Genomic DNA, 17681 nt, shown 5'->3' with positions numbered 1-17681 from the left:
TTTAATTTGTTAATTCAATATTTAAACCTAGAGATCTAATCTCTTTAATTAAAACGTTAAATGACTCTGGAACTCCTGATTCAAAGTCATCATCACCTTTAACAATAGTTTCATAAACTTTTGTTCTTCCAGCTACATCGTCAGATTTAATTGTTAACATTTCTTGCAATGTATAAGCAGCACCATAAGCTTCCAATGCCCAAACTTCCATTTCTCCAAATCTTTGACCACCAAATTGAGCTTTTCCTCCTAGTGGTTGCTGCGTAACTAAACTGTATGGACCAGTTGAACGAGCATGAATTTTGTCATCAACCATATGCGCTAATTTCAACATGTAAATGATTCCAACAGTAACTTGACGATCAATTTTTTCTCCTGTTCTGCCATCATATAAATCTGTCTGTCCAGATTCAGGTAACCCGCAAAATTTTAACATATCAGTAACATCGTTTACGCTAGCACCATCGAAAACGGGCGTTGCAATAGGAACTCCACTTGATAAATTGTAACTTAATTCACTAAGTTCTGAATCGGATAAATTTTTAATTTCATCACCCAGCTCTCCTTTATAAATTTTTCCTAAATAATTTTTTAATTCTTCTCTTTTAGAGGAGTTTTTTTGAACATCTTCGATTAGTTTTTTAATTTTTTCTCCCATCTCAGAACAGGCCCATCCTAAATGAGTTTCTAAAATTTGACCTACGTTCATACGGCTTGGCACTCCCAATGGATTTAAAACAATGTCAACTGGTCTTCCATCTTTCATGTAAGGCATATCTTCTGCTGGTACAATTCGACTAATAACTCCTTTATTACCATGTCTTCCTGCCATTTTATCTCCGGCCTGAAGTTTTCTTTTCATAGCAACAAAAACTTTTACCATTTTCATAACACCGGGTAATAAATCATCTCCTTTTTGAATTTTATCTACCTGATCTTCAAATCTAGTTTGAATATCTTTTTTAGCTTTAACAAATTGTTCTTTTAAAATTGCTAAGTTGGATTGAACTTTTTTATCTTCTATTTCTAATTTGAATAACTCATTTGCTGTCAATTCAGATAAATTATCTTCTGATAAAACTGTTCCTTTTTTTAAAGATTTGAAATCTTCTTCAACTTTAGCCGAAACTAGTGTGCCTTTAACTCTCGCTTTAATGTTAGATTCTAATATTTCTTCTTCAGCGTTTTTATCATTTTGAACTGACTCAATTTCAGCTCTTTCAATAGAAATTGCTCTTTCGTCTTTTTCAATTCCGTGTCTGTTAAACACTCTTACTTCGACCACAACGCCATTTGTTCCTGAAGGCATTTTTAGAGATGAATCTCTTACATCGATTGCTTTTTCTCCAAAAATTGCTCTTAATAATTTTTCTTCTGCATTAACTGGTGAATCTCCTTTTGGAGTAACTTTTCCAACTAATATATCTCCAGGTTTAACTTCTGCTCCAACATAAACGACGCCAGATTCGTCTAAATTTATTAAATTTTCTTCTGCAGTGCTTGGGATGTCTCTAGTAATTTCTTCAGGACCAAGCTTTGTATCTCTGGCCATAATGCTATATTCTTCAATGTGAATTGAAGTAAAAACATCATCTGTTACACATCTTTCAGAAATTAATATAGAATCTTCAAAATTGTAACCACGCCATGGCATGAATGCTACCATTACGTTTTTACCTAAGGCTAATTCGCCAAATTGAGTTGAAGGACCATCAGCAATAACATCGCCTTTTCTAATTTTATCACCCACTTTAACTAGAGGTCTTTGATTAATGCATGTGTTCTGATTAGATCTTTGAAATTTACTTAAGTTGTAAATATCAACGCCAGATTTTGTAAGATCTTTTTCGGTAGTTACTCTAACGACAATTCTTTTACCGTCAATTTTATCTACAACACCATCTCTTTTTGCAACTAATGTAGCTCCAGAATCTACAGCAACATCTTTTTCTATACCTGTTCCAACTAATGGAGATTCATTTTTGATTAAAGGAACTGCTTGTCTCATCATGTTAGATCCCATCAGGGCTCTATTTGCATCATCGTTTTCTAAAAATGGAATTAAAGCAGCGGCAACCGACACAACTTGTTTTGGTGAAACGTCCATAAAGTCGACATTTTCAGGTTTTGCTAACTCAAAACCTAAAGATTTTCTGCAAGAAACTAAATCATCTACAAAAGTATTTTCTTTACTTAAAGGAGAGTTTGCTTGAGCAATTGTATATTTGCCTTCTTCCATTGCAGATAAATAATGAATCTCTTTTGTAATTTTCCCATTAACAACTTTTCTATATGGGCTTTCAATAAAGCCATATTTATTAATTCTTGAATAAGTTGCTAAACTATTAATTAATCCAATGTTTGGTCCTTCAGGTGTTTCGATGGGACATATTCTTCCATAATGAGTTGGGTGAACATCTCGAACTTCAAATCCTGCTCTCTCTCTATTTAATCCTCCAGGCCCAAGGGCTGACACTCTTCTTTTATGAGTAATTTCTGCTAATGGATTTGTTTGGTCCATAAATTGAGATAATGGAGAAGTTCCAAAAAATTCTTTAAGGCATGCAGCAATTGGTTTTGCGTTAATTAAATCTTGTGGCATTACTGAATCAATTTCAACAGATGCCATTTTTTCTTTAATAGCTCTTTCCATTCGTATTAATCCAATTCTAAATTGATTTTCTACAAGTTCTCCAACAGACCTAAGTCTACGATTTCCAAGATGGTCAATGTCATCTACTTCGCCTTTTCCATCTTTTAGATCCAGCATATGTTTAACGATGGTAACGATATCTTCTTTTCTAAGAACGGTTAATTTTGGATCACAATCAAGGTCCATTCTCGCATTCATTTTTACTCGACCTGTTTCTGAAAGGTCATATCTTGTATGATTAAAGAAAAGGTTTCCAAATAAATTTTTAGCTGTTTCTATAGTTGGTGGCTCCCCTGGTCTTAAAACACGATAAATATCCATACTAGCTTCGTCTTGATTAAGATTTTTATCAATAGTTAAGGTATTTCTTAAAAATGGCCCTCTATTTACGCCATCAATATCAAGTAGATAAATTGTTTTTGTTTTAAGATCTGTAAGTTTAGTAATTAAATCATTAGAAATTTCATCTCCGGACTCAGCAATTACTTCACCTGTTTTTTCATTAATAATATCATTTGCTAAATACTTTCCAAATAAATCAGGTGTCTTAACTAAGTAACTGTTAAGACCTTCTTTTTTTAATTTTAACGCCATTGGATACAAAATTTTTGTATCTTTCTTAATAATAATTTTTTTTGTTTCAGCATTAACCAAATCATTTTTTAACTTATAATTTCTAAAGTTTTCTGGAGTAAATTTTGTTTTCCACTCATCTTCTGAAGTTAAATCATATCTAATGTTTTCGTAAAAAAGATTTAAAATATCATCTCTATTGTAACCAAGGGCCATCAACAATGTTGTTACTGGTAGCTTTCTTTTTCTATCAATTCTAAAATTTAAAATATCTTTTGTGTCATATTCAAAATCTAACCAAGATCCTCTATAAGGAATAACTCTGCAGCTAAATAATAATTTTCCACTTGCATGTGTCTTTCCTTTATCATGATCAAAAAAAACTCCTGGGCTTCTGTGCATTTGATTTACACAAACTCTTTCGATGCCATTCACAACAAATGTTCCTCTTGGAGTCATAAGAGGAATATCACTCATATAAACTTCTTGTTCTTTGGCAGATAAAACTTGTTTAGTTTGTTTTTCTTCGTTGATGTCGTAAGCAACTAATCTAAGTGTTGCTTTTAATGCCGCTGAATATGTAAGCCCTCTTTGATTACATTCCTGAACTGTATACTTGGGTTTTTCAAATCGGTATGAAATATATTCTATAGTTGCAAGTCCTGAAAATTCTTCTATTGGAAAAATATCTTTAAATACTTTTGTAATTCCAGAATCAACTTTATGTTCTGCGTTTGCTTCTAAAAAATTTTTATAAGAGTTAACTTGGACTTCTATTAAATCGGGAATATTAAGTATATTTTCTAATTTACCAAAACTTTTTCGAACTTTTTTTTTATCTGTAAAAGATAACAACATAGTTTATTAACCGAATATTTTATTATCCGGCTCTAAAAAAAATTTAAATTTACTTAAGTTCTACTTTTGCGCCAACTGCTTCAAGTTTCTTTTTAACATCGTCAGCGTCTTTTTTGCTAACTCCAGCTTTAAGTTGTTTTGGTGCACCTTCAACTAAATCTTTAGCTTCTTTTAAACCTAAACCAGTGAACGCTCGTACTTCTTTAATTACTCCAATCTTGTTATCGCCTGATGAAACAAGATTAACTATAAAATCATTTTTTTCTTCTGCAGCTGCGCCCCCTGCTGCTGCTGCTGGAGCTGCTGCTGCAACTGGAGCTGCTGCTGATACTCCCCATTTTTCTTCTAAAGTTTTTGAAAGTTCTGCAGCTTCAACTACAGTTAGTTTTGATAAATCTTCTACAATTTTATTTAAGTCTGACATTTTGAATATCCTAGTGGGTTTAATTTTTTAAATTTTTAGCGTGCATCAAATTAACTATTTTTGCGCTTGGTGCAAGCAAAATACTTACAATTTTTTGAGCTGGGGCTACTAAAATACCTACAATTTTAGCTCTTGCTTCATTTAATGTAGGTAAAGTTGCAATATGAGCAACATCTAATGGCTCTAAAAGCTTCTCGTCCATTAGACCGCCAAGAATTTTTAACTTTTCATTGCTTTTAGAAAAAGTAACTAAAGTCTTTGCAAGAGTAATTGGATCTTTTGAACAGGCAATAGCTGTTGGTCCTTTAAAAAATTTTTCTAACTTTTCAGCTTTTGATCCTTTAAGTGCAATTTTTGCAATTCTATTTTTTGTAATTTTTAAAAATGCTCCGCTTTCTCTCATCTTAGCACGCAGACTTTCTAAATCTTTAACGGTAATACCTTCGTAGTGATAAACTAAAATTCCTTCATTGGCTGCTATGACCGTTTTTAAATCATTCACATATGTAGTTTTTTGCTCTCTATTCATTATATGCTCGCAAGTTGAAGTTTAACTGAAGGTCCCATAGTTGTAGATAAGTAAATTGAATTTATAAAATTTCCTTTAATCCCAGCTGGCTTTTCTTTTGAAACAACTTCATAAACACTTTTAAGATTTTCAGATAATTCTTTGTCGGAAAATTTTACTTTACCAATTGATAAACCTAAATTTCCATCTTTATCACATTTAATTTCAATTCTACCTTTTTTAATTGCTTCGACAGTAGATTTTATATCTTTTGCGACAGTGCCCAATTTTGGATTAGGCATTAATCCTTTTGGTCCCAAAACTTTTCCTAATTTTCCAACTTTTGCCATCATGTCAGGAGTTGAAATTAATACATCAAAATTAATTTTTCCCAAATTAATCTCGTTAATTAAATCTTCTGATCCAGCTATTTCAGCTCCTGAAGATTTAGCTTCGCTAAGTTTGTCGTTGCCGCAAATAACTGCAACTTTAACTTTTCTACCGTTACCATTTGGCAAATCTACTACTGTTCTTAAATTTTGATCTGTTTTAGCTTTATCAATATTTAAAAAGAAAATCGCTTCCATTGATTCAGGAAACTTAGTATTTGATTTTGTTTTTAATAATTTAATAGCCTCAGGTAATGCAAGTTCTTTTGTCTTATCGTGACCCTTGATTAAAGCTAAATACCTTTTTGAATTTTTTTTTGACATTAGTCTTTTACCTCAACTCCCATTGATCTTGCTGAGCCAGCTATAATTTTAATCGCTTGCTCAATATCAAAAGCATTTAAATCTTTCATTTTAATTTCAGCAATTTTTTTAAGCTGAGCCTTAGTTATAGATCCAGCAGCAACTCTTCCTGGTTCTTTAGAGCCACTTTTAAGTTTAATAGCTTCTTTAATTAAAAAAGATGCTGGAGGTGTTTTAATTATAAAATCAAATTTTTTATCTTTATATATGGTAATAACAACTGGAACTGGCTGTCCCATTAACGATTTAGTTTTGTCATTAAATGATTTGCAAAATTCCATTATATTAACTCCTCTTTGTCCAAGAGCGGGCCCAACGGGAGGAGCTGGGTTAGCTTGCCCGCCTTTAATTTGTAATTTTAATATTCCAGAAATTTCTTTAGCCATACTTAAATCTTTTCTACCTGTCCGTATTCTAACTCTACAGGTGTGGGCCTACCAAATATCGAAACGGAAACCTTTAGTCTAGACTTTTCTTCATCAACGCCCTCAACTAAACCACTAAATGATGCAAAAGGTCCATCACATACTCTAACCTGTTCTCCAATGTCGAAACTTATACTAGTTGAAGGTTTGAGAGCTCCATCCTCAATTTTTCCCATAATCTTTGTAACTTCGGCCTCTGAAATTGGTGTTGGTTTTCCTGGAACCCCTAAAAACCCTGTAATTCTTTTTATAGATTTTATTAAGTGATAAACTTGATCATTCATATCTAACTTGGCTAAAAAATAACCTGGAAAGTATTTTTTCTCAGAAGTAGTTCTCTTGCCCTTTTTAACTTCTGTAACTTCATGCGTTGGAACTAGTGTCTCCTCGAAGTGGTGTGCTAAACCTTCTTTTTCAAGTTTTTCAGGAATAAGACTAGCTACTTTCTTTTCTGCTCCTGAATGAGCCTGAATTATATACCATTTCATCATAATTTAAATTCCCAGTAAATAATTTAGACCTAGTTTAAAAATTTGATCTAATAACAAAAAAAATAAAGCAGCTATTACCGACATAACAAAAACTGTAAATGCCCCAATAGTAGTTTCTTTTCTTGTTGGCCAAGATATTTTTAAAGCCTCCTGCTTAACAGATCTTAAAAATTGAATAGGGTTAAACATATTTAATAATCTGTGGCAGGAGTGGAGGGACTTGAACCCGCAACCTCCGGTTTTGGAGACCGGCGCTCTACCAATTGAGCTACACTCCTAAGATTTATTCTATAATCTTAGTAACTACTCCAGCTCCTACGGTTCTTCCTCCTTCTCTAATCGCAAATTTTAAATTATTATCCATAGCGATTGGAGTGATTAAAGTAACAGTCATTTTTGCATCATCACCAGGCATGATCATTTCAACACCAGCTGGCAACAAAACTTCTCCTGTAACGTCTGTAGTTCTAAAGTAAAACTGTGGACGATATTTAGTAAAGAATGGAGTATGTCTTCCACCCTCTTCTTTTTTCAGAATGTAGGCTTGAGCTTCAAATTTAGTGTGAGGCTTAATTGATCCTGGCTTAGCCAAAACTTGTCCTCTTTCTACTTGCTCACGCTCAATACCTCTTAAAAGAATACCAACGTTATCTCCTGCTTCACCTGAGTCTAAAAGTTTTCTAAACATTTCAACTCCGGTACATACAGATTTTTGTGTAGCTTTGATTCCGATGATTTCCATTTCTTCACCTGTCTTAATTACACCAGCTTCAATTCTACCAGTAACAACTGTTCCTCGACCAGAAATCGAAAAAACATCCTCGATAGGCATTAAGAATGGTTTTTCTTTTGGTCTATTTGGTTGTGGAATAAATGAATCAACCGCATCCATTAAAGCAAGAATTGGTTTTTCTCCAAGTTCAATATCGCCTTCGATTGCTTTTAATGCTGATCCTTTAATAATTGGAGTTTTATCTCCTGGATATCCGTAAGAAGTTAGAAGTTCTCTAATTTCCATTTCAACAAGATCTAAAAGTTCTTTGTCATTAACAGTGTCAACTTTATTTAGAAAAACAACTAGAGCCGGAACTCCAACTTGTCTTGCTAAAAGAATATGCTCTCTAGTTTGTGGCATTGGACCGTCAGCTGCATTCACAACTAAAATTGCACCGTCCATTTGTGCGGCACCTGTGATCATGTTTTTTACATAATCAGCGTGTCCTGGACAGTCAACGTGTGCATAGTGACGTTTTGCAGTTTCATATTCAACGTGAGCTGTAGAAATAGTAATACCCCTTGCTTTTTCTTCAGGTGTTTTATCAATCTGATCGTAAGCAACAAATTTTGCTCCTCCAGTTTTTGCAAGAACTTTTGTGATCGCGGCTGTTAAAGTTGTTTTACCATGATCGACGTGACCAATAGTGCCAATATTACAATGGGGTTTCGTTCTTTGAAATTTTTCCTTAGACATTTACTTTTTCTACACCTCTCAGTTTATTATTAATTTTTAATCTGGAGCGGGTGAAGAGAATCGAACTCTCACAACCAGCTTGGAAGGCTGGAGTTCTACCATTGAACTACACCCGCGTAACCAAACCTTACTCCTAATTTTATTTTGTTGCCAACATTTCTTTTCTTTAAACACTCCCTCTTGGTGGAGGGGGAAGGATTCGAACCTTCGTAGGCCGGAGCCAACGGTTTTACAGACCGTCACCTTTAACCACTCGGTCACCCCTCCAATTTTTCACAAAACGACGGAGGTTTTGCTTTGAGTGGCTTTCAAGTGTTCTAAAAAAGAAAAATTTTACAACACAACTTCCTAACCACACTATTGCGATTTTGAAGCTTAAAATTATGCGGAATATAATTAGTGAGCAATATTAATGCAATACATTTTTAATTCAAATTAAGGTAGTTATAAGCATTAAATCAATGAAAACAGGCTCATTTTGGATAGGTGGCAAACATGCAGTTTTATCTGCCATAAAAAACCCTAAAAGAAAAATAAATAAGCTAATTATCACCGAAGAAAACCAAAAAGATTTTGCGCCTAAAAATTTTGATAAAAAAATTTTAATTGAAATTAAGGATAAAAAAGAAATAGATAAAATTTTTATTAGTGAAAATATAGTTCATCAGGGGGTTGCTCTTGAAATAGAAAATATTCCAATTGTTGAATTAAAAGAATATTTAAAGAATAAAAATAACTCAAAAAATACTGTTGTTGTTCTTGATGATATTACAGATCAAAGAAACATAGGGTCAATAATAAGATCATGTAGCGCGTTCAATATTGATGCCGTCATTCTTTTAGAAAAAAATTATAATGCTAAAAATAAAATGATGTACAAAAGTGCCAGTGGAGCTATGGAACTTGTAAATGTTATTCCTGTTTCAAATATTACGAATGCATTAGAAGTTCTTAAAAAGAATAACTATTGGGTTTATGGATTAGATGGTCATGCTAAAGAAAATATTGAAGATCAAAAATGGTCTAATCAAAATGCTTTTGTTTTTGGATCTGAAGGAGAAGGACTTAGAAGGTTGGTAAAAGAAAATTGCGATCATCTTATAAAGATTAAGATCAACAAAGAAATTGAAAGTTTAAATGTTTCCAATGCAGTATCGGTAACTTTGGGTATTTTTAGATTGCTTGAAAGAAAAAATTAAAATCCAAAACTAGATTTTATTCCATCTACAATAAATTGAATTGCTAGAGATGCTAAAATTAAAGCTATAACTCTTGAAAATACATTTAAAATATTTTTGCTAGTATAGTTTGCAAGAATTGCAGAAAATAGCATATGTAAAAAAGTAACAATCATTACTGCAGTTAAGGCTACATAAACCATAATTAATTTTTCGGGTGATTTAGAGCTAGCATTTACTAAAAGCAAAACAGAGGTTAAGGCTGCTGGTCCTGCTATTAAAGGAATAGCAAGTGGAAAAATTGCAATTTCTTCTAATGTTTTTTCATGCAAAACTTTATTGGCACTCTCTTCTCTTCTTAATCTTCTTTTGTCTAACAACATTTCAATTGAAATAATAAATAAAATTATTCCTCCAGCAATCTTCAAAGAATCTATTGAAACGCCAATCCAATTAAAAAAAAATTTGCCGCCGTATGCAAAAATAATCAATACTATAAATGAAATCAAAGATGCTTTGATTGCAATTTTAAACCTTTGTTCTCTTGTTGCCCCCTCAGTTAATAATAAAAATAAAGGACCAATTCCTGCTGCATCAATAGCAACAAACAAAACAGCAAAAGAATTAAAAAAAACTGAACTCATTTAAATATTAATAAATTTATATTCCATGTTTTTATAAGTACTGGCGGGAGTGACGGGACTCGAACCCGCGGCCTCCTGCGTGACAGGCAGGCGCTCTAACCAAACTGAGCTACACCCCCTAAAAAAAGTGATGAAGCCAAAATTATTCTGTCACCACAATTCAAGTTAAGCTTGAAAACAATCTTATATACTGATTTTTTTTGGATGTCCTTTGTAAAATATTGTTAGAGCTATTTTATAAAAACATAAAAAAACTCCGTATAAATTAAGAAGATGGTGGGCGATCAAGGACTCGAACCTAGGACCCTCTCGGTGTAAACGAGATGCTCTACCAACTGAGCTAATCGCCCTTTTATTAAGAAGCTTTGTATAACAATAAAAATAGAAAGTTAAAATAATAATTAACGAGGCAAGTACTTTTTAAATGCAGTAGTTTTTGAAAAGACTCTGCCTTTTAGAAGATTAAAAGTACTCAGGTCTTCTTTTTTAATCTTTGAGCATGTAATTAAACCATACTGGTCTGCAAATTGATTTTTGTAGAATGTTTGTTTGTCCTTAAAATCGCTTACACAGTTCTTTAAATAATCTCTCGGATAAAAATACCAAACTAGTAGTAATATTGGAATTATGTACCAGTATTTTTTAATTTTTTTCATTTTTAAATATTAACTACTATTTATTAACTATAAATATATAAGTTAAGAACATTTTTATGATTGATTGGTCTCAAATATTTTATCTTATAATTGTTATGGTTATAGCAGCCTCTGTTGCGGGTTTTGCAGCAGGACTACTTGGGGTTGGCGGTGGTTTGGTAATGGTACCTGCTCTCTATTATGCATTTACAGTTCTTGGTTTTGAAATGGCAACTAAAATGCATTTAGCTTTAGGAACATCCCTTGCAATTATTATTCCAACATCAATCATGTCAACTAGAACGCATATGAAATTTAATGCGGTTGATTTTGGTCTTATTAAATCTTTTGGTATTTATATAGTTTTAGGAGTTATTATTGGAACTTTCTTAGCTTCAAATCTAAAAACAGCTAACTTGGTTTTATTCTTCGCATTGTTTGCATTTTTAGTAGGTTTATTTTTTTTGTTTTTAAAATCAAAGTTAGAAGAAACAGAAAGAAATATTCCAAAAATTTATAAAATTATAATAGGAAATTTTATTGGCTTTGTTTCTGTTCCGCTCGGTATTGGTGGTGGGTCTTTATCTGTGCCCTTTATGAGATTATTTGGTTATGACATGAGAAAGGCTATTGGAACGTCTGCAGCTATTGGAATTTTAATTGCAATTTCAGGAACTATTAGCATGATTTCTAGTGGCGCATTATTTGCTGAAGTTAACTCGCCTCTTAGTTTTGGTTACTTTAACCTTGCGGGATTTTTAGTTTTTGTTCCAGTTACAATGTTGATGGCTCCGCTTGGAGCAAAAGTTGTTCACAAAGTAAGTAGAAATTTAATTACTAAGGTGTTTGGAATTTATCTGATCCTAATATCTCTTAGAAGCTTTATCGAATACTTAAATATTAAATAATTTAATTTACTGGTCTTTCGCTTGTAAGTTCTTTGCTTTTTTGTGTTTGCGAAAGATCAATTTCTACCCAATCAATTGGTGTTAAAGATTTAATTAAAGCAACTTTTAATACTTCATCCACAGTTTTAACTGGAATAATTTTTAAACCTTCAATTACATTTTTAGGTATTTCAGCTAAATCCTTCTCGTTCTCATCCGGTATTAAAACAGTTTTAATCCCTCCTCTAAGAGCTGCTAATAATTTTTCTTTTAAACCACCAATTGGAAGAACTCTTCCTCTTAAAGTAACCTCTCCAGTCATAGCAACATCTCTCTTAACTGGGATTCCAGTTAAAGATGAAACAATTGAGGTTACCATTGCAATACCAGCTGAAGGTCCATCTTTTGGAGTTGCCCCCTCAGGTACGTGAATGTGGATGTCTTTTTTTTCGAAAACTGGAGGAATAATTCCGTATTCAACACATCTTGATCTTACAAAAGATTTTGCAGCTTTAACCGACTCTTGCATCACCTCCCCAAGCTTTCCAGTAATCTCCATCTTGCCTTTTCCTGGCATAATCACAGACTCGATCGTTAATAACTCGCCACCAACTTCAGTCCAAGCAAGTCCAGTTACAATTCCTGTTCCATCTTTATTTTCAATTTCACCGTATTTAAACTTTTTAATACCAAGATAATCATTAAGATTTTTTTCATCAATTTTAATTATATCTTTAGTTTTTGTAACAATGTCTTTAACACCTTTTCTTGCAAGTTTAGAAATCTCTCTTTCTAAACTTCTAACACCAGATTCTCTTGTGTAATATCTAATAATATCTTTTAAAGCTTCATCTGAGACAGTCCATTCACCTACTTTTAAACCGTTTTCTTTAATTTGTTTGGGTACAAGATATTTTTTAGCTATCTCCATTTTTTCATCTTCTGTGTAACCAGAGATTCTAATAACTTCCATTCTGTCTAATAAAGGACCAGGAATATTTAAAGTATTTGCTGTAGTAACAAACATTACATTCGATAAATCATAATCTACTTCAAGATAATGATCGTTAAATGTTGTGTTTTGCTCAGGATCCAAAGCTTCTAATAATGCTGAAGAAGGATCTCCTCTATAGTCATTACCAATTTTATCAATTTCGTCTAACAAAATTAAAGGATTATTTTTTCCTGATTTTTTCATCATCTGAATTATTTTTCCAGGTAAAGATCCAATATAAGTTCTTCTGTGACCTCTAATTTCAGCTTCATCTCTAATTCCGCCTAAAGACATTCTTACAAATTCTCTACCTGTAGCTTTGGCAATAGATTTACCCAAGGAAGTTTTTCCAACTCCTGGAGCGCCTACTAAACAAAGAATAGGACCTTTGATTTTATTAATTCTGCTCTGTACTGCTAAAAATTCTAAGATTCTGTCTTTTACTTTTTCTAAACCAAAATGATCTTCATCAAGAATTTTTTTAGCATTATTGATATCAGTGTTTACTTTTGAAGTTTTACCCCAAGGCAACGAAACCATCCAATCCAAGTAATTTCTAACTACCGTAGATTCTGCTGACATAGGGCTCATTGATTTTAATTTTTTTAACTCAGCTAACGACTTTTCTTCAGCTTCTTTTGTCATTTTAGCTTTTTTAATAGCCTCTTCTAAATTTTGAATTTCATCTTTACCATCTTCTGTTTCACCTAGTTCTTTTTGAATAGCTTTTAACTGTTCATTTAAATAATATTCTCTTTGAGTTTTTTCCATTTGATTTTTAACTCTGCCTCTAATCTTTTTCTCAACTGACAAAACTTCAATTTCACTTTCAATAAAAGTTAAAAGTGATTCAAGTCTATTTTGCACCGATAAATTTTCTAAAATTTTTTGTTTTTCTACTAAACTGATTTGCAATTGATTAGCCACTGCATCAGCAATTTTTGATGGCTCTTTTGTATCTTTAATTGTCTCAAGACCTTCTTCGGACACTTTTTTTGAAACTTTAACTAATTTATCGAATTTATTTAAAACTGCTTTTGATAATAAAGATAAATCTTCTTTGCCGAGATCGTCGGTTAATTTTGAACAAGAAGCTAATAAATAATTCTTTTCTTCATTGTTATACTGATTAATTTTTACTCTTTCTTTTCCTTCTACTAAAATTTTAACTGTTCCGTCTGGAAGTTTTAATAGCTGTAGTATTTCACCTAAACAGCCAACTTGGTAAATTTCATTATCTTTTGGATCGTCAACATCATGACTTTTTTGGGCGGCAAGGATAATTTTCTTATATTTATCCATTACGCTATTTAGAGCATTAATAGATTTTTCTCTTCCAACAAAAAGAGGAACTACCATTCCTGGAAAAACAACAATATCTCTCAACGGCAACACTGGAAATTGGCCTTGATCGATTATTTGTGGCTCTTTATTCTCCATAAATTAATAATAGTAATAGTTAAGTTTATAACAAGTTTAACTCTATATGGGGACGTTTAATGTTATTTCAACTGTGAATAACTAGCCTATTTTACTCTCTTTATTAATTGGAGTGCTTGAGGTTTGGTTGTTTTTCTTCGAGTAAGTAAGTAGTGGTTTTATTTTTCCATCTACAACGTCTTTATTAATTACAACCTCGCTAATATTAGATTGTGAAGGAAGCTCAAACATAGTTTCAAGCAAAATATCTTCTAAAATTGATCTAAGTCCCCTCGCCCCTGTTTTTCTGATTAAAGCTTTTTTAGCAATAGCTGACAGGGAGTCTTTTGTAAAAGTAAGCTTAGCTCCTTCAATTTCAAAAAGTTTAGCATATTGTTTAAGGAGAGCATTTTTTGGCTCTTGTAAAATTTTAATTAATGCCTCTTCATGCAAGTCATCAAGGGTTGCTACGATTGGAAGCCTTCCTATAAACTCAGGTATTAAACCAAATTTTAATAAATCTTCTGGTTCTAGGTCTTTTAATATCTGACCAATACTTTTATTGTCATGCTCTCTAAGGGTAGCTCCAAATCCCATTGCAGTACCTTTACTTCTTAATGATACAATTTTTTCTAATCCTCCAAAAGCCCCTCCACATATAAAGAGAATATTTGTTGTATTAACTTGTAAAAATTCTTGTTGAGGATGTTTTCTTCCTCCTTGCGGTGGAACGCTTGCAACTGTTCCTTCCATAATTTTTAAAAGAGCTTGTTGAACACCCTCTCCAGATACATCTCTTGTAATAGAAGGGTTTTCTGTTTTTCTGCTAATTTTATCAACTTCATCTATGTACACAATTCCTCTTTGTGCCTTTTCAACGTTATAATCAGCAGCTTGTAATAATTTTAAAATAATATTTTCGACATCTTCTCCAACATAACCAGCCTCTGTTAACGTAGTAGCGTCTGCCATAGTAAATGGTACGTCTAAAATTTTTGCAAGAGTTTGAGCTAATAAAGTTTTTCCACAACCTGTTGGACCTATAAGCAATACGTTGGATTTTGAAATTTCAACATCTTTGCTACTTTTAGAATCTTGATTTAATCTTTTATAATGATTGTGCACGGCAACAGATAAAACTTTTTTTGCTTTGTCTTGGCCAATAACATACTCGTCTAAAACTTTACAAATTTCTTTAGGTGTCGGAACGCCAGCATCATCTTTAACAAAATTACTTTTATTTTCTTCTTTGATGATATCCATACAAAGTTCGACACATTCATCGCATATAAATACTGTGGGACCGGCTATGAGCTTTCTAACTTCATGCTGACTTTTTCCGCAGAAGGAACAATAAAGAGTGTTTTTATTATCTTTGGCCATGTTTAAAATGATCGAATCAGTTAAGTTTTATAAAACAATGACTTGCTTCTAAAAGCAAGTCTAAGTTGAATCTAATGTGTGTATAGTGTGTAAACTATATATATAAGCTGACTAATCGGCTTTCTTTTCTACTACCTTGTCAATTATCCCAAAATCTTTAGCTTCTTCAGGGCTCATAAACTTGTCTCTCTCTAAAGCTTCTTGGATTGACTTAAAATCTTTACCAGTATGCTTTGCATAAATTTCATTAAGGCGTTTTTTCACATAAGAAATTTCATTAGCATGAATTTGAATATCAGTTGCTTGTCCTTGAAAACCTGCTGAAGGTTGATGGACCATTATACGTGCGTTAGGTAAAGAAAACCTATGACCTTTTTCTCCTGCAGCTAACAAAAATGAACCCATGGAAGCAGCTTGTCCGATACAAATTGTTGAAACAGGAGATTTGACATATTGCATGGTGTCATAAATTCCAAGTCCGTCAGTAACTACTCCTCCTGGACTGTTAATATATAAAAAAATTTCTTTCTTAGGATTTTCTGACTCTAAAAAAAGTAATTGAGCACAAACTAAACTTGCGACATGTGAGTGGACTGGTCCTACTAAAAAAATAATTCGTTCTTTTAATAACCTTGAATAAATATCATAAGCTCTTTCCCCTCTGCTGGTTTGTTCAACCACCATTGGAATTAGAGTATTCATTTGAATATCAATCTGATCTTTCATAGAGAATCAGATTCTATAGGCTTTGCTTATTTTTTACTAATCTTTTTTGTGGATTTTGATTTATCCTCTGATTTTGTATCTTTTTTTGATTTGTCATCACCGCTCTTTGCTAACTTAGCTGATGATTTAGACTTAAGATTAGATGATAAATCTTTTACAAGTTCTTCTAATTCTTTTTTATTAACTTGTTTAACAGTAACCTTCGCTTTAGATTTAACTAGTTCAACAATTTTATCTTCATATATAGGTCCTCTGAGTCTTGTAATTTCTGAAGGGTTTTTTTGATAATAATCTCTAATTTGCTTTTCCTGTCCAGGGTACATGCTCATTTGTTTTTGTAATTCCTGCTGAAGTTCCTGTGTAGACACTTGAATTTTATAATCTTCCCCAATTTGATTTAATACTAAAGCAAGTTTTACTCTTCGTTTTGAAATATCTAAAATATCGTCCTCTTCTTCTTTAGTGAGTTTTATATCTGAATGATCATGGCCGTGTTTTTTATCATCATGAGGTTCATCTTTATGAGCTTTTTCATGTATAAAACTATGCTTAACTATTTCTTGTTCATTTTTTACTAAATCTTCAGGTAAATCAAACTTACAATTTTCATCTAAGTGATCTAAAATTTCTTTTCTAACAATTGTTTCTGTAATTGAAGATTGTTCTTTTGACAGTTGCTTTTCTAATAAAGTTTTTAAATCATTTAAATCTTTAGCTCCTAAATTTTTTGCAAATTGATCATCGATAACTACAGATTCTGATTTTTTTACTTCTAATATTTTACAGTTAAATATTGCAGTTTTATTCGCCAACTCTTTATTTGGATAATTTTCAGGTAAATTAATCTTAACATCTTTTTTGTCTCCAGATTTACACGTCAATAATTGTTCATCAAAACCTTTGATAAAAAGTTCTTTTCCTAAAATAATTTGAACCTTTTGACCTTTATTACCTTCAAACGGCTTGGAGTTAACAGTTGCCTCAAAATCAAAAACTACTAGATCGCCTTTAACAGAGCTTTCGCCTTCTTTTTTATTAACATATTTTTTTTGACCTTCTGCTAATAAATTAATTCTATCGTCTAAATCTTTTTTTTCTATTTTTAATTTATAATCAGTTAGAGTTATTTTTTCTAATTCGATTTTTTTTATATCTGGAGTTTTTTCTACAGAAATTGTGTACTCTAAATCTTTATCTTCTCCAGAAGATTTGATCTCAATTTTAGGCTGACTAGCGGGTTTAATTTTATTATCATTTAACGCTTGATAAGTATTGTCCTGTAAAATTTTTTCTAAAACTTCTCCATATAATGCTTGGGCAAATTGTTTTTTTAATAAATCTAGTGGCGCTTTTCCTGGTCGAAAACCTTTAATGTTAATTGTCTTCTGTAATTCAATAACTCTTTCTTCTATTTTTTTATCGATCTCTTGTTTCTTAACCAAAACATTGAGGCTGGTCTTTAAACCTTTAGATTCTGATACTGTTACTTTCATATTCTACATGGTGCGGGAGAAAGGACTTGAACCTTCACATCTTTCGATACCAGTTCCTAAGACTGGCGTGTCTACCGTTCCACCACTCCCGCTTTAATATTAATTAAATTTCGAATGGCGAATATAGCTATATTATTAAATGCTTTCTAGGATTTATTTATAAAATT

Annotated in this window: 16 protein-coding genes and 6 tRNA genes; 2 read left to right on the top strand and 20 right to left on the bottom strand. The window is 32.2% G+C overall.

Annotation, left to right across the window (positions count from 1 at the left end):
- Position 1: 1 nt before the first annotated feature.
- The 11 genes from rpoB to AC8GER_RS01985 all read right to left on the bottom strand — a co-directional run bounded on the left by rpoB (position 2) and on the right by AC8GER_RS01985 (position 8422).
- A complete protein-coding gene (gene rpoB, locus AC8GER_RS02035; RefSeq protein WP_506598292.1) occupies positions 2 to 4084 on the bottom strand; it encodes a DNA-directed RNA polymerase subunit beta in 4083 nt (1360 codons plus the stop codon).
- 49 nt (positions 4085 to 4133) lie between these two features.
- A complete protein-coding gene (gene rplL, locus AC8GER_RS02030; RefSeq protein ID WP_506598291.1) occupies positions 4134 to 4508 on the bottom strand; it encodes a 50S ribosomal protein L7/L12 in 375 nt (124 codons plus the stop codon).
- A 19-nt stretch (positions 4509 to 4527) separates the two neighbouring features.
- Positions 4528 to 5037: a 50S ribosomal protein L10 gene (rplJ, locus tag AC8GER_RS02025; RefSeq protein WP_506598290.1), complete on the bottom strand. Its 510-nt coding sequence runs from the start codon at positions 5035 to 5037 to the stop codon at positions 4528 to 4530.
- On the bottom strand, positions 5037 to 5729 hold the full coding sequence (rplA, locus tag AC8GER_RS02020) for a 50S ribosomal protein L1 (protein WP_506598289.1): 693 nt from the start codon (positions 5727 to 5729) through the stop codon (positions 5037 to 5039). The genes rplJ and rplA overlap by 1 nt, the downstream gene beginning before the upstream one ends.
- Complete coding sequence (rplK, locus tag AC8GER_RS02015) at positions 5729 to 6154, bottom strand: 50S ribosomal protein L11 (RefSeq protein ID WP_506598288.1); 426 nt, start codon at positions 6152 to 6154, stop codon at positions 5729 to 5731. Before rplK ends, rplA begins: the two co-directional genes overlap by 1 nt.
- A 2-nt stretch (positions 6155 to 6156) precedes the next feature.
- Positions 6157 to 6687, bottom strand: a complete 531-nt coding sequence (gene nusG / locus AC8GER_RS02010; RefSeq protein ID WP_506598494.1) for a transcription termination/antitermination protein NusG — start codon at positions 6685 to 6687, stop codon at positions 6157 to 6159.
- Complete coding sequence (secE, locus tag AC8GER_RS02005; protein WP_017969441.1) at positions 6688 to 6873, bottom strand: preprotein translocase subunit SecE; 186 nt, start codon at positions 6871 to 6873, stop codon at positions 6688 to 6690.
- A gap of 13 nt (positions 6874 to 6886) precedes the next feature.
- A tRNA-Trp gene (locus tag AC8GER_RS02000) sits at positions 6887 to 6962 on the bottom strand.
- Between the two features lie 5 nt (positions 6963 to 6967).
- Positions 6968 to 8155, bottom strand: coding sequence for an elongation factor Tu (gene tuf / locus AC8GER_RS01995; RefSeq protein ID WP_506598287.1), 1188 nt, complete (start codon positions 8153 to 8155; stop codon positions 6968 to 6970).
- Positions 8156 to 8197: 42 nt separating this feature from the next.
- Positions 8198 to 8271: transfer RNA gene (locus AC8GER_RS01990), tRNA-Gly, on the bottom strand.
- A gap of 65 nt (positions 8272 to 8336) precedes the next feature.
- Positions 8337 to 8422, bottom strand: a tRNA-Tyr gene (locus tag AC8GER_RS01985).
- Positions 8423 to 8616: 194 nt separating this feature from the next.
- On the opposite strand from AC8GER_RS01985, the gene rlmB reads away from it, so the two are divergent.
- The gene (rlmB, locus tag AC8GER_RS01980; protein ID WP_506598286.1) at positions 8617 to 9354 is read left to right on the top strand and encodes a 23S rRNA (guanosine(2251)-2'-O)-methyltransferase RlmB; all 738 of its coding nucleotides are present in this window, start codon (positions 8617 to 8619) and stop codon (positions 9352 to 9354) included.
- On the opposite strand, the gene AC8GER_RS01975 is transcribed toward rlmB, so the two are convergent.
- The 4 genes from AC8GER_RS01975 to AC8GER_RS01960 form a co-directional block, all read right to left on the bottom strand.
- Positions 9351 to 9977 (bottom strand): MarC family protein, encoded by a 627-nt coding sequence (locus AC8GER_RS01975; RefSeq protein ID WP_506598285.1) that lies wholly within the window; start codon positions 9975 to 9977, stop codon positions 9351 to 9353. The genes rlmB and AC8GER_RS01975 overlap by 4 nt on opposite strands.
- A gap of 41 nt (positions 9978 to 10018) precedes the next feature.
- Positions 10019 to 10096: transfer RNA gene (locus AC8GER_RS01970), tRNA-Asp, on the bottom strand.
- Between the two features lie 155 nt (positions 10097 to 10251).
- A tRNA-Val gene (locus tag AC8GER_RS01965) sits at positions 10252 to 10327 on the bottom strand.
- Positions 10328 to 10378: 51 nt separating this feature from the next.
- The gene (locus AC8GER_RS01960; protein WP_506598284.1) at positions 10379 to 10633 is read right to left on the bottom strand and encodes a hypothetical protein; all 255 of its coding nucleotides are present in this window, start codon (positions 10631 to 10633) and stop codon (positions 10379 to 10381) included.
- Between the two features lie 56 nt (positions 10634 to 10689).
- Here AC8GER_RS01960 and AC8GER_RS01955 point away from each other — a divergent pair, with 56 nt between their 5' ends.
- Positions 10690 to 11520, top strand: a complete 831-nt coding sequence (locus tag AC8GER_RS01955) for a sulfite exporter TauE/SafE family protein (RefSeq protein ID WP_506598283.1) — start codon at positions 10690 to 10692, stop codon at positions 11518 to 11520.
- Between the two features lies 1 nt (position 11521).
- Here AC8GER_RS01955 and lon read toward each other — a convergent pair whose 3' ends face one another.
- From lon to AC8GER_RS01930, 5 genes are all read right to left on the bottom strand, one after another.
- Positions 11522 to 13933, bottom strand: coding sequence for an endopeptidase La (gene lon, locus AC8GER_RS01950; protein WP_506598282.1), 2412 nt, complete (start codon positions 13931 to 13933; stop codon positions 11522 to 11524).
- Between the two features lie 81 nt (positions 13934 to 14014).
- Positions 14015 to 15295, bottom strand: coding sequence for an ATP-dependent Clp protease ATP-binding subunit ClpX (gene clpX / locus AC8GER_RS01945; protein WP_506598281.1), 1281 nt, complete (start codon positions 15293 to 15295; stop codon positions 14015 to 14017).
- A gap of 111 nt (positions 15296 to 15406) precedes the next feature.
- Positions 15407 to 16021 carry an ATP-dependent Clp protease proteolytic subunit gene (locus AC8GER_RS01940; RefSeq protein WP_506598280.1) on the bottom strand — a complete coding sequence of 205 codons (615 nt, stop codon included), beginning with the start codon at positions 16019 to 16021 and terminating at the stop codon, positions 15407 to 15409.
- A 26-nt stretch (positions 16022 to 16047) separates the two neighbouring features.
- Complete coding sequence (gene tig / locus AC8GER_RS01935; protein WP_506598279.1) at positions 16048 to 17514, bottom strand: trigger factor; 1467 nt, start codon at positions 17512 to 17514, stop codon at positions 16048 to 16050.
- 8 nt (positions 17515 to 17522) lie between these two features.
- Positions 17523 to 17606, bottom strand: a tRNA-Leu gene (locus AC8GER_RS01930).
- Positions 17607 to 17681: the final 75 nt, after the last annotated feature.

It is taken from the genome of Fontibacterium abundans (SeqCode) (assembly GCF_965235095.1).
In the GTDB taxonomy this organism is placed as follows: domain Bacteria; phylum Pseudomonadota; class Alphaproteobacteria; order Pelagibacterales; family Pelagibacteraceae; genus Fontibacterium; species Fontibacterium abundans.
Note: the sequence above shows the minus strand (reverse complement) of the source record. Positions and strands in the feature narration are given on the sequence as shown.

Coding starts and splice junctions, on each gene's coding strand:
- AC8GER_RS01975 (WP_506598285.1), bottom strand. CDS start 9,977: ATGAGTTCAGTTTTTTTTAATTCTTTTGCTGTTTTGTTTGTTGCTATT.
- clpX (WP_506598281.1), bottom strand. CDS start 15,295: ATGGCCAAAGATAATAAAAACACTCTTTATTGTTCCTTCTGCGGAAAA.
- tig (WP_506598279.1), bottom strand. CDS start 17,514: ATGAAAGTAACAGTATCAGAATCTAAAGGTTTAAAGACCAGCCTCAAT.
- rplK (WP_506598288.1), bottom strand. CDS start 6,154: ATGGCTAAAGAAATTTCTGGAATATTAAAATTACAAATTAAAGGCGGG.
- secE (WP_017969441.1), bottom strand. CDS start 6,873: ATGTTTAACCCTATTCAATTTTTAAGATCTGTTAAGCAGGAGGCTTTA.
- AC8GER_RS01955 (WP_506598283.1), top strand. CDS start 10,690: ATGATTGATTGGTCTCAAATATTTTATCTTATAATTGTTATGGTTATA.
- rplA (WP_506598289.1), bottom strand. CDS start 5,729: ATGTCAAAAAAAAATTCAAAAAGGTATTTAGCTTTAATCAAGGGTCAC.
- lon (WP_506598282.1), bottom strand. CDS start 13,933: ATGGAGAATAAAGAGCCACAAATAATCGATCAAGGCCAATTTCCAGTG.
- rpoB (WP_506598292.1), bottom strand. CDS start 4,084: ATGTTGTTATCTTTTACAGATAAAAAAAAAGTTCGAAAAAGTTTTGGT.
- tuf (WP_506598287.1), bottom strand. CDS start 8,155: ATGTCTAAGGAAAAATTTCAAAGAACGAAACCCCATTGTAATATTGGC.
- AC8GER_RS01960 (WP_506598284.1), bottom strand. CDS start 10,633: ATGAAAAAAATTAAAAAATACTGGTACATAATTCCAATATTACTACTA.
- rplL (WP_506598291.1), bottom strand. CDS start 4,508: ATGTCAGACTTAAATAAAATTGTAGAAGATTTATCAAAACTAACTGTA.
- rplJ (WP_506598290.1), bottom strand. CDS start 5,037: ATGAATAGAGAGCAAAAAACTACATATGTGAATGATTTAAAAACGGTC.
- AC8GER_RS01940 (WP_506598280.1), bottom strand. CDS start 16,021: ATGAAAGATCAGATTGATATTCAAATGAATACTCTAATTCCAATGGTG.
- rlmB (WP_506598286.1), top strand. CDS start 8,617: ATGAAAACAGGCTCATTTTGGATAGGTGGCAAACATGCAGTTTTATCT.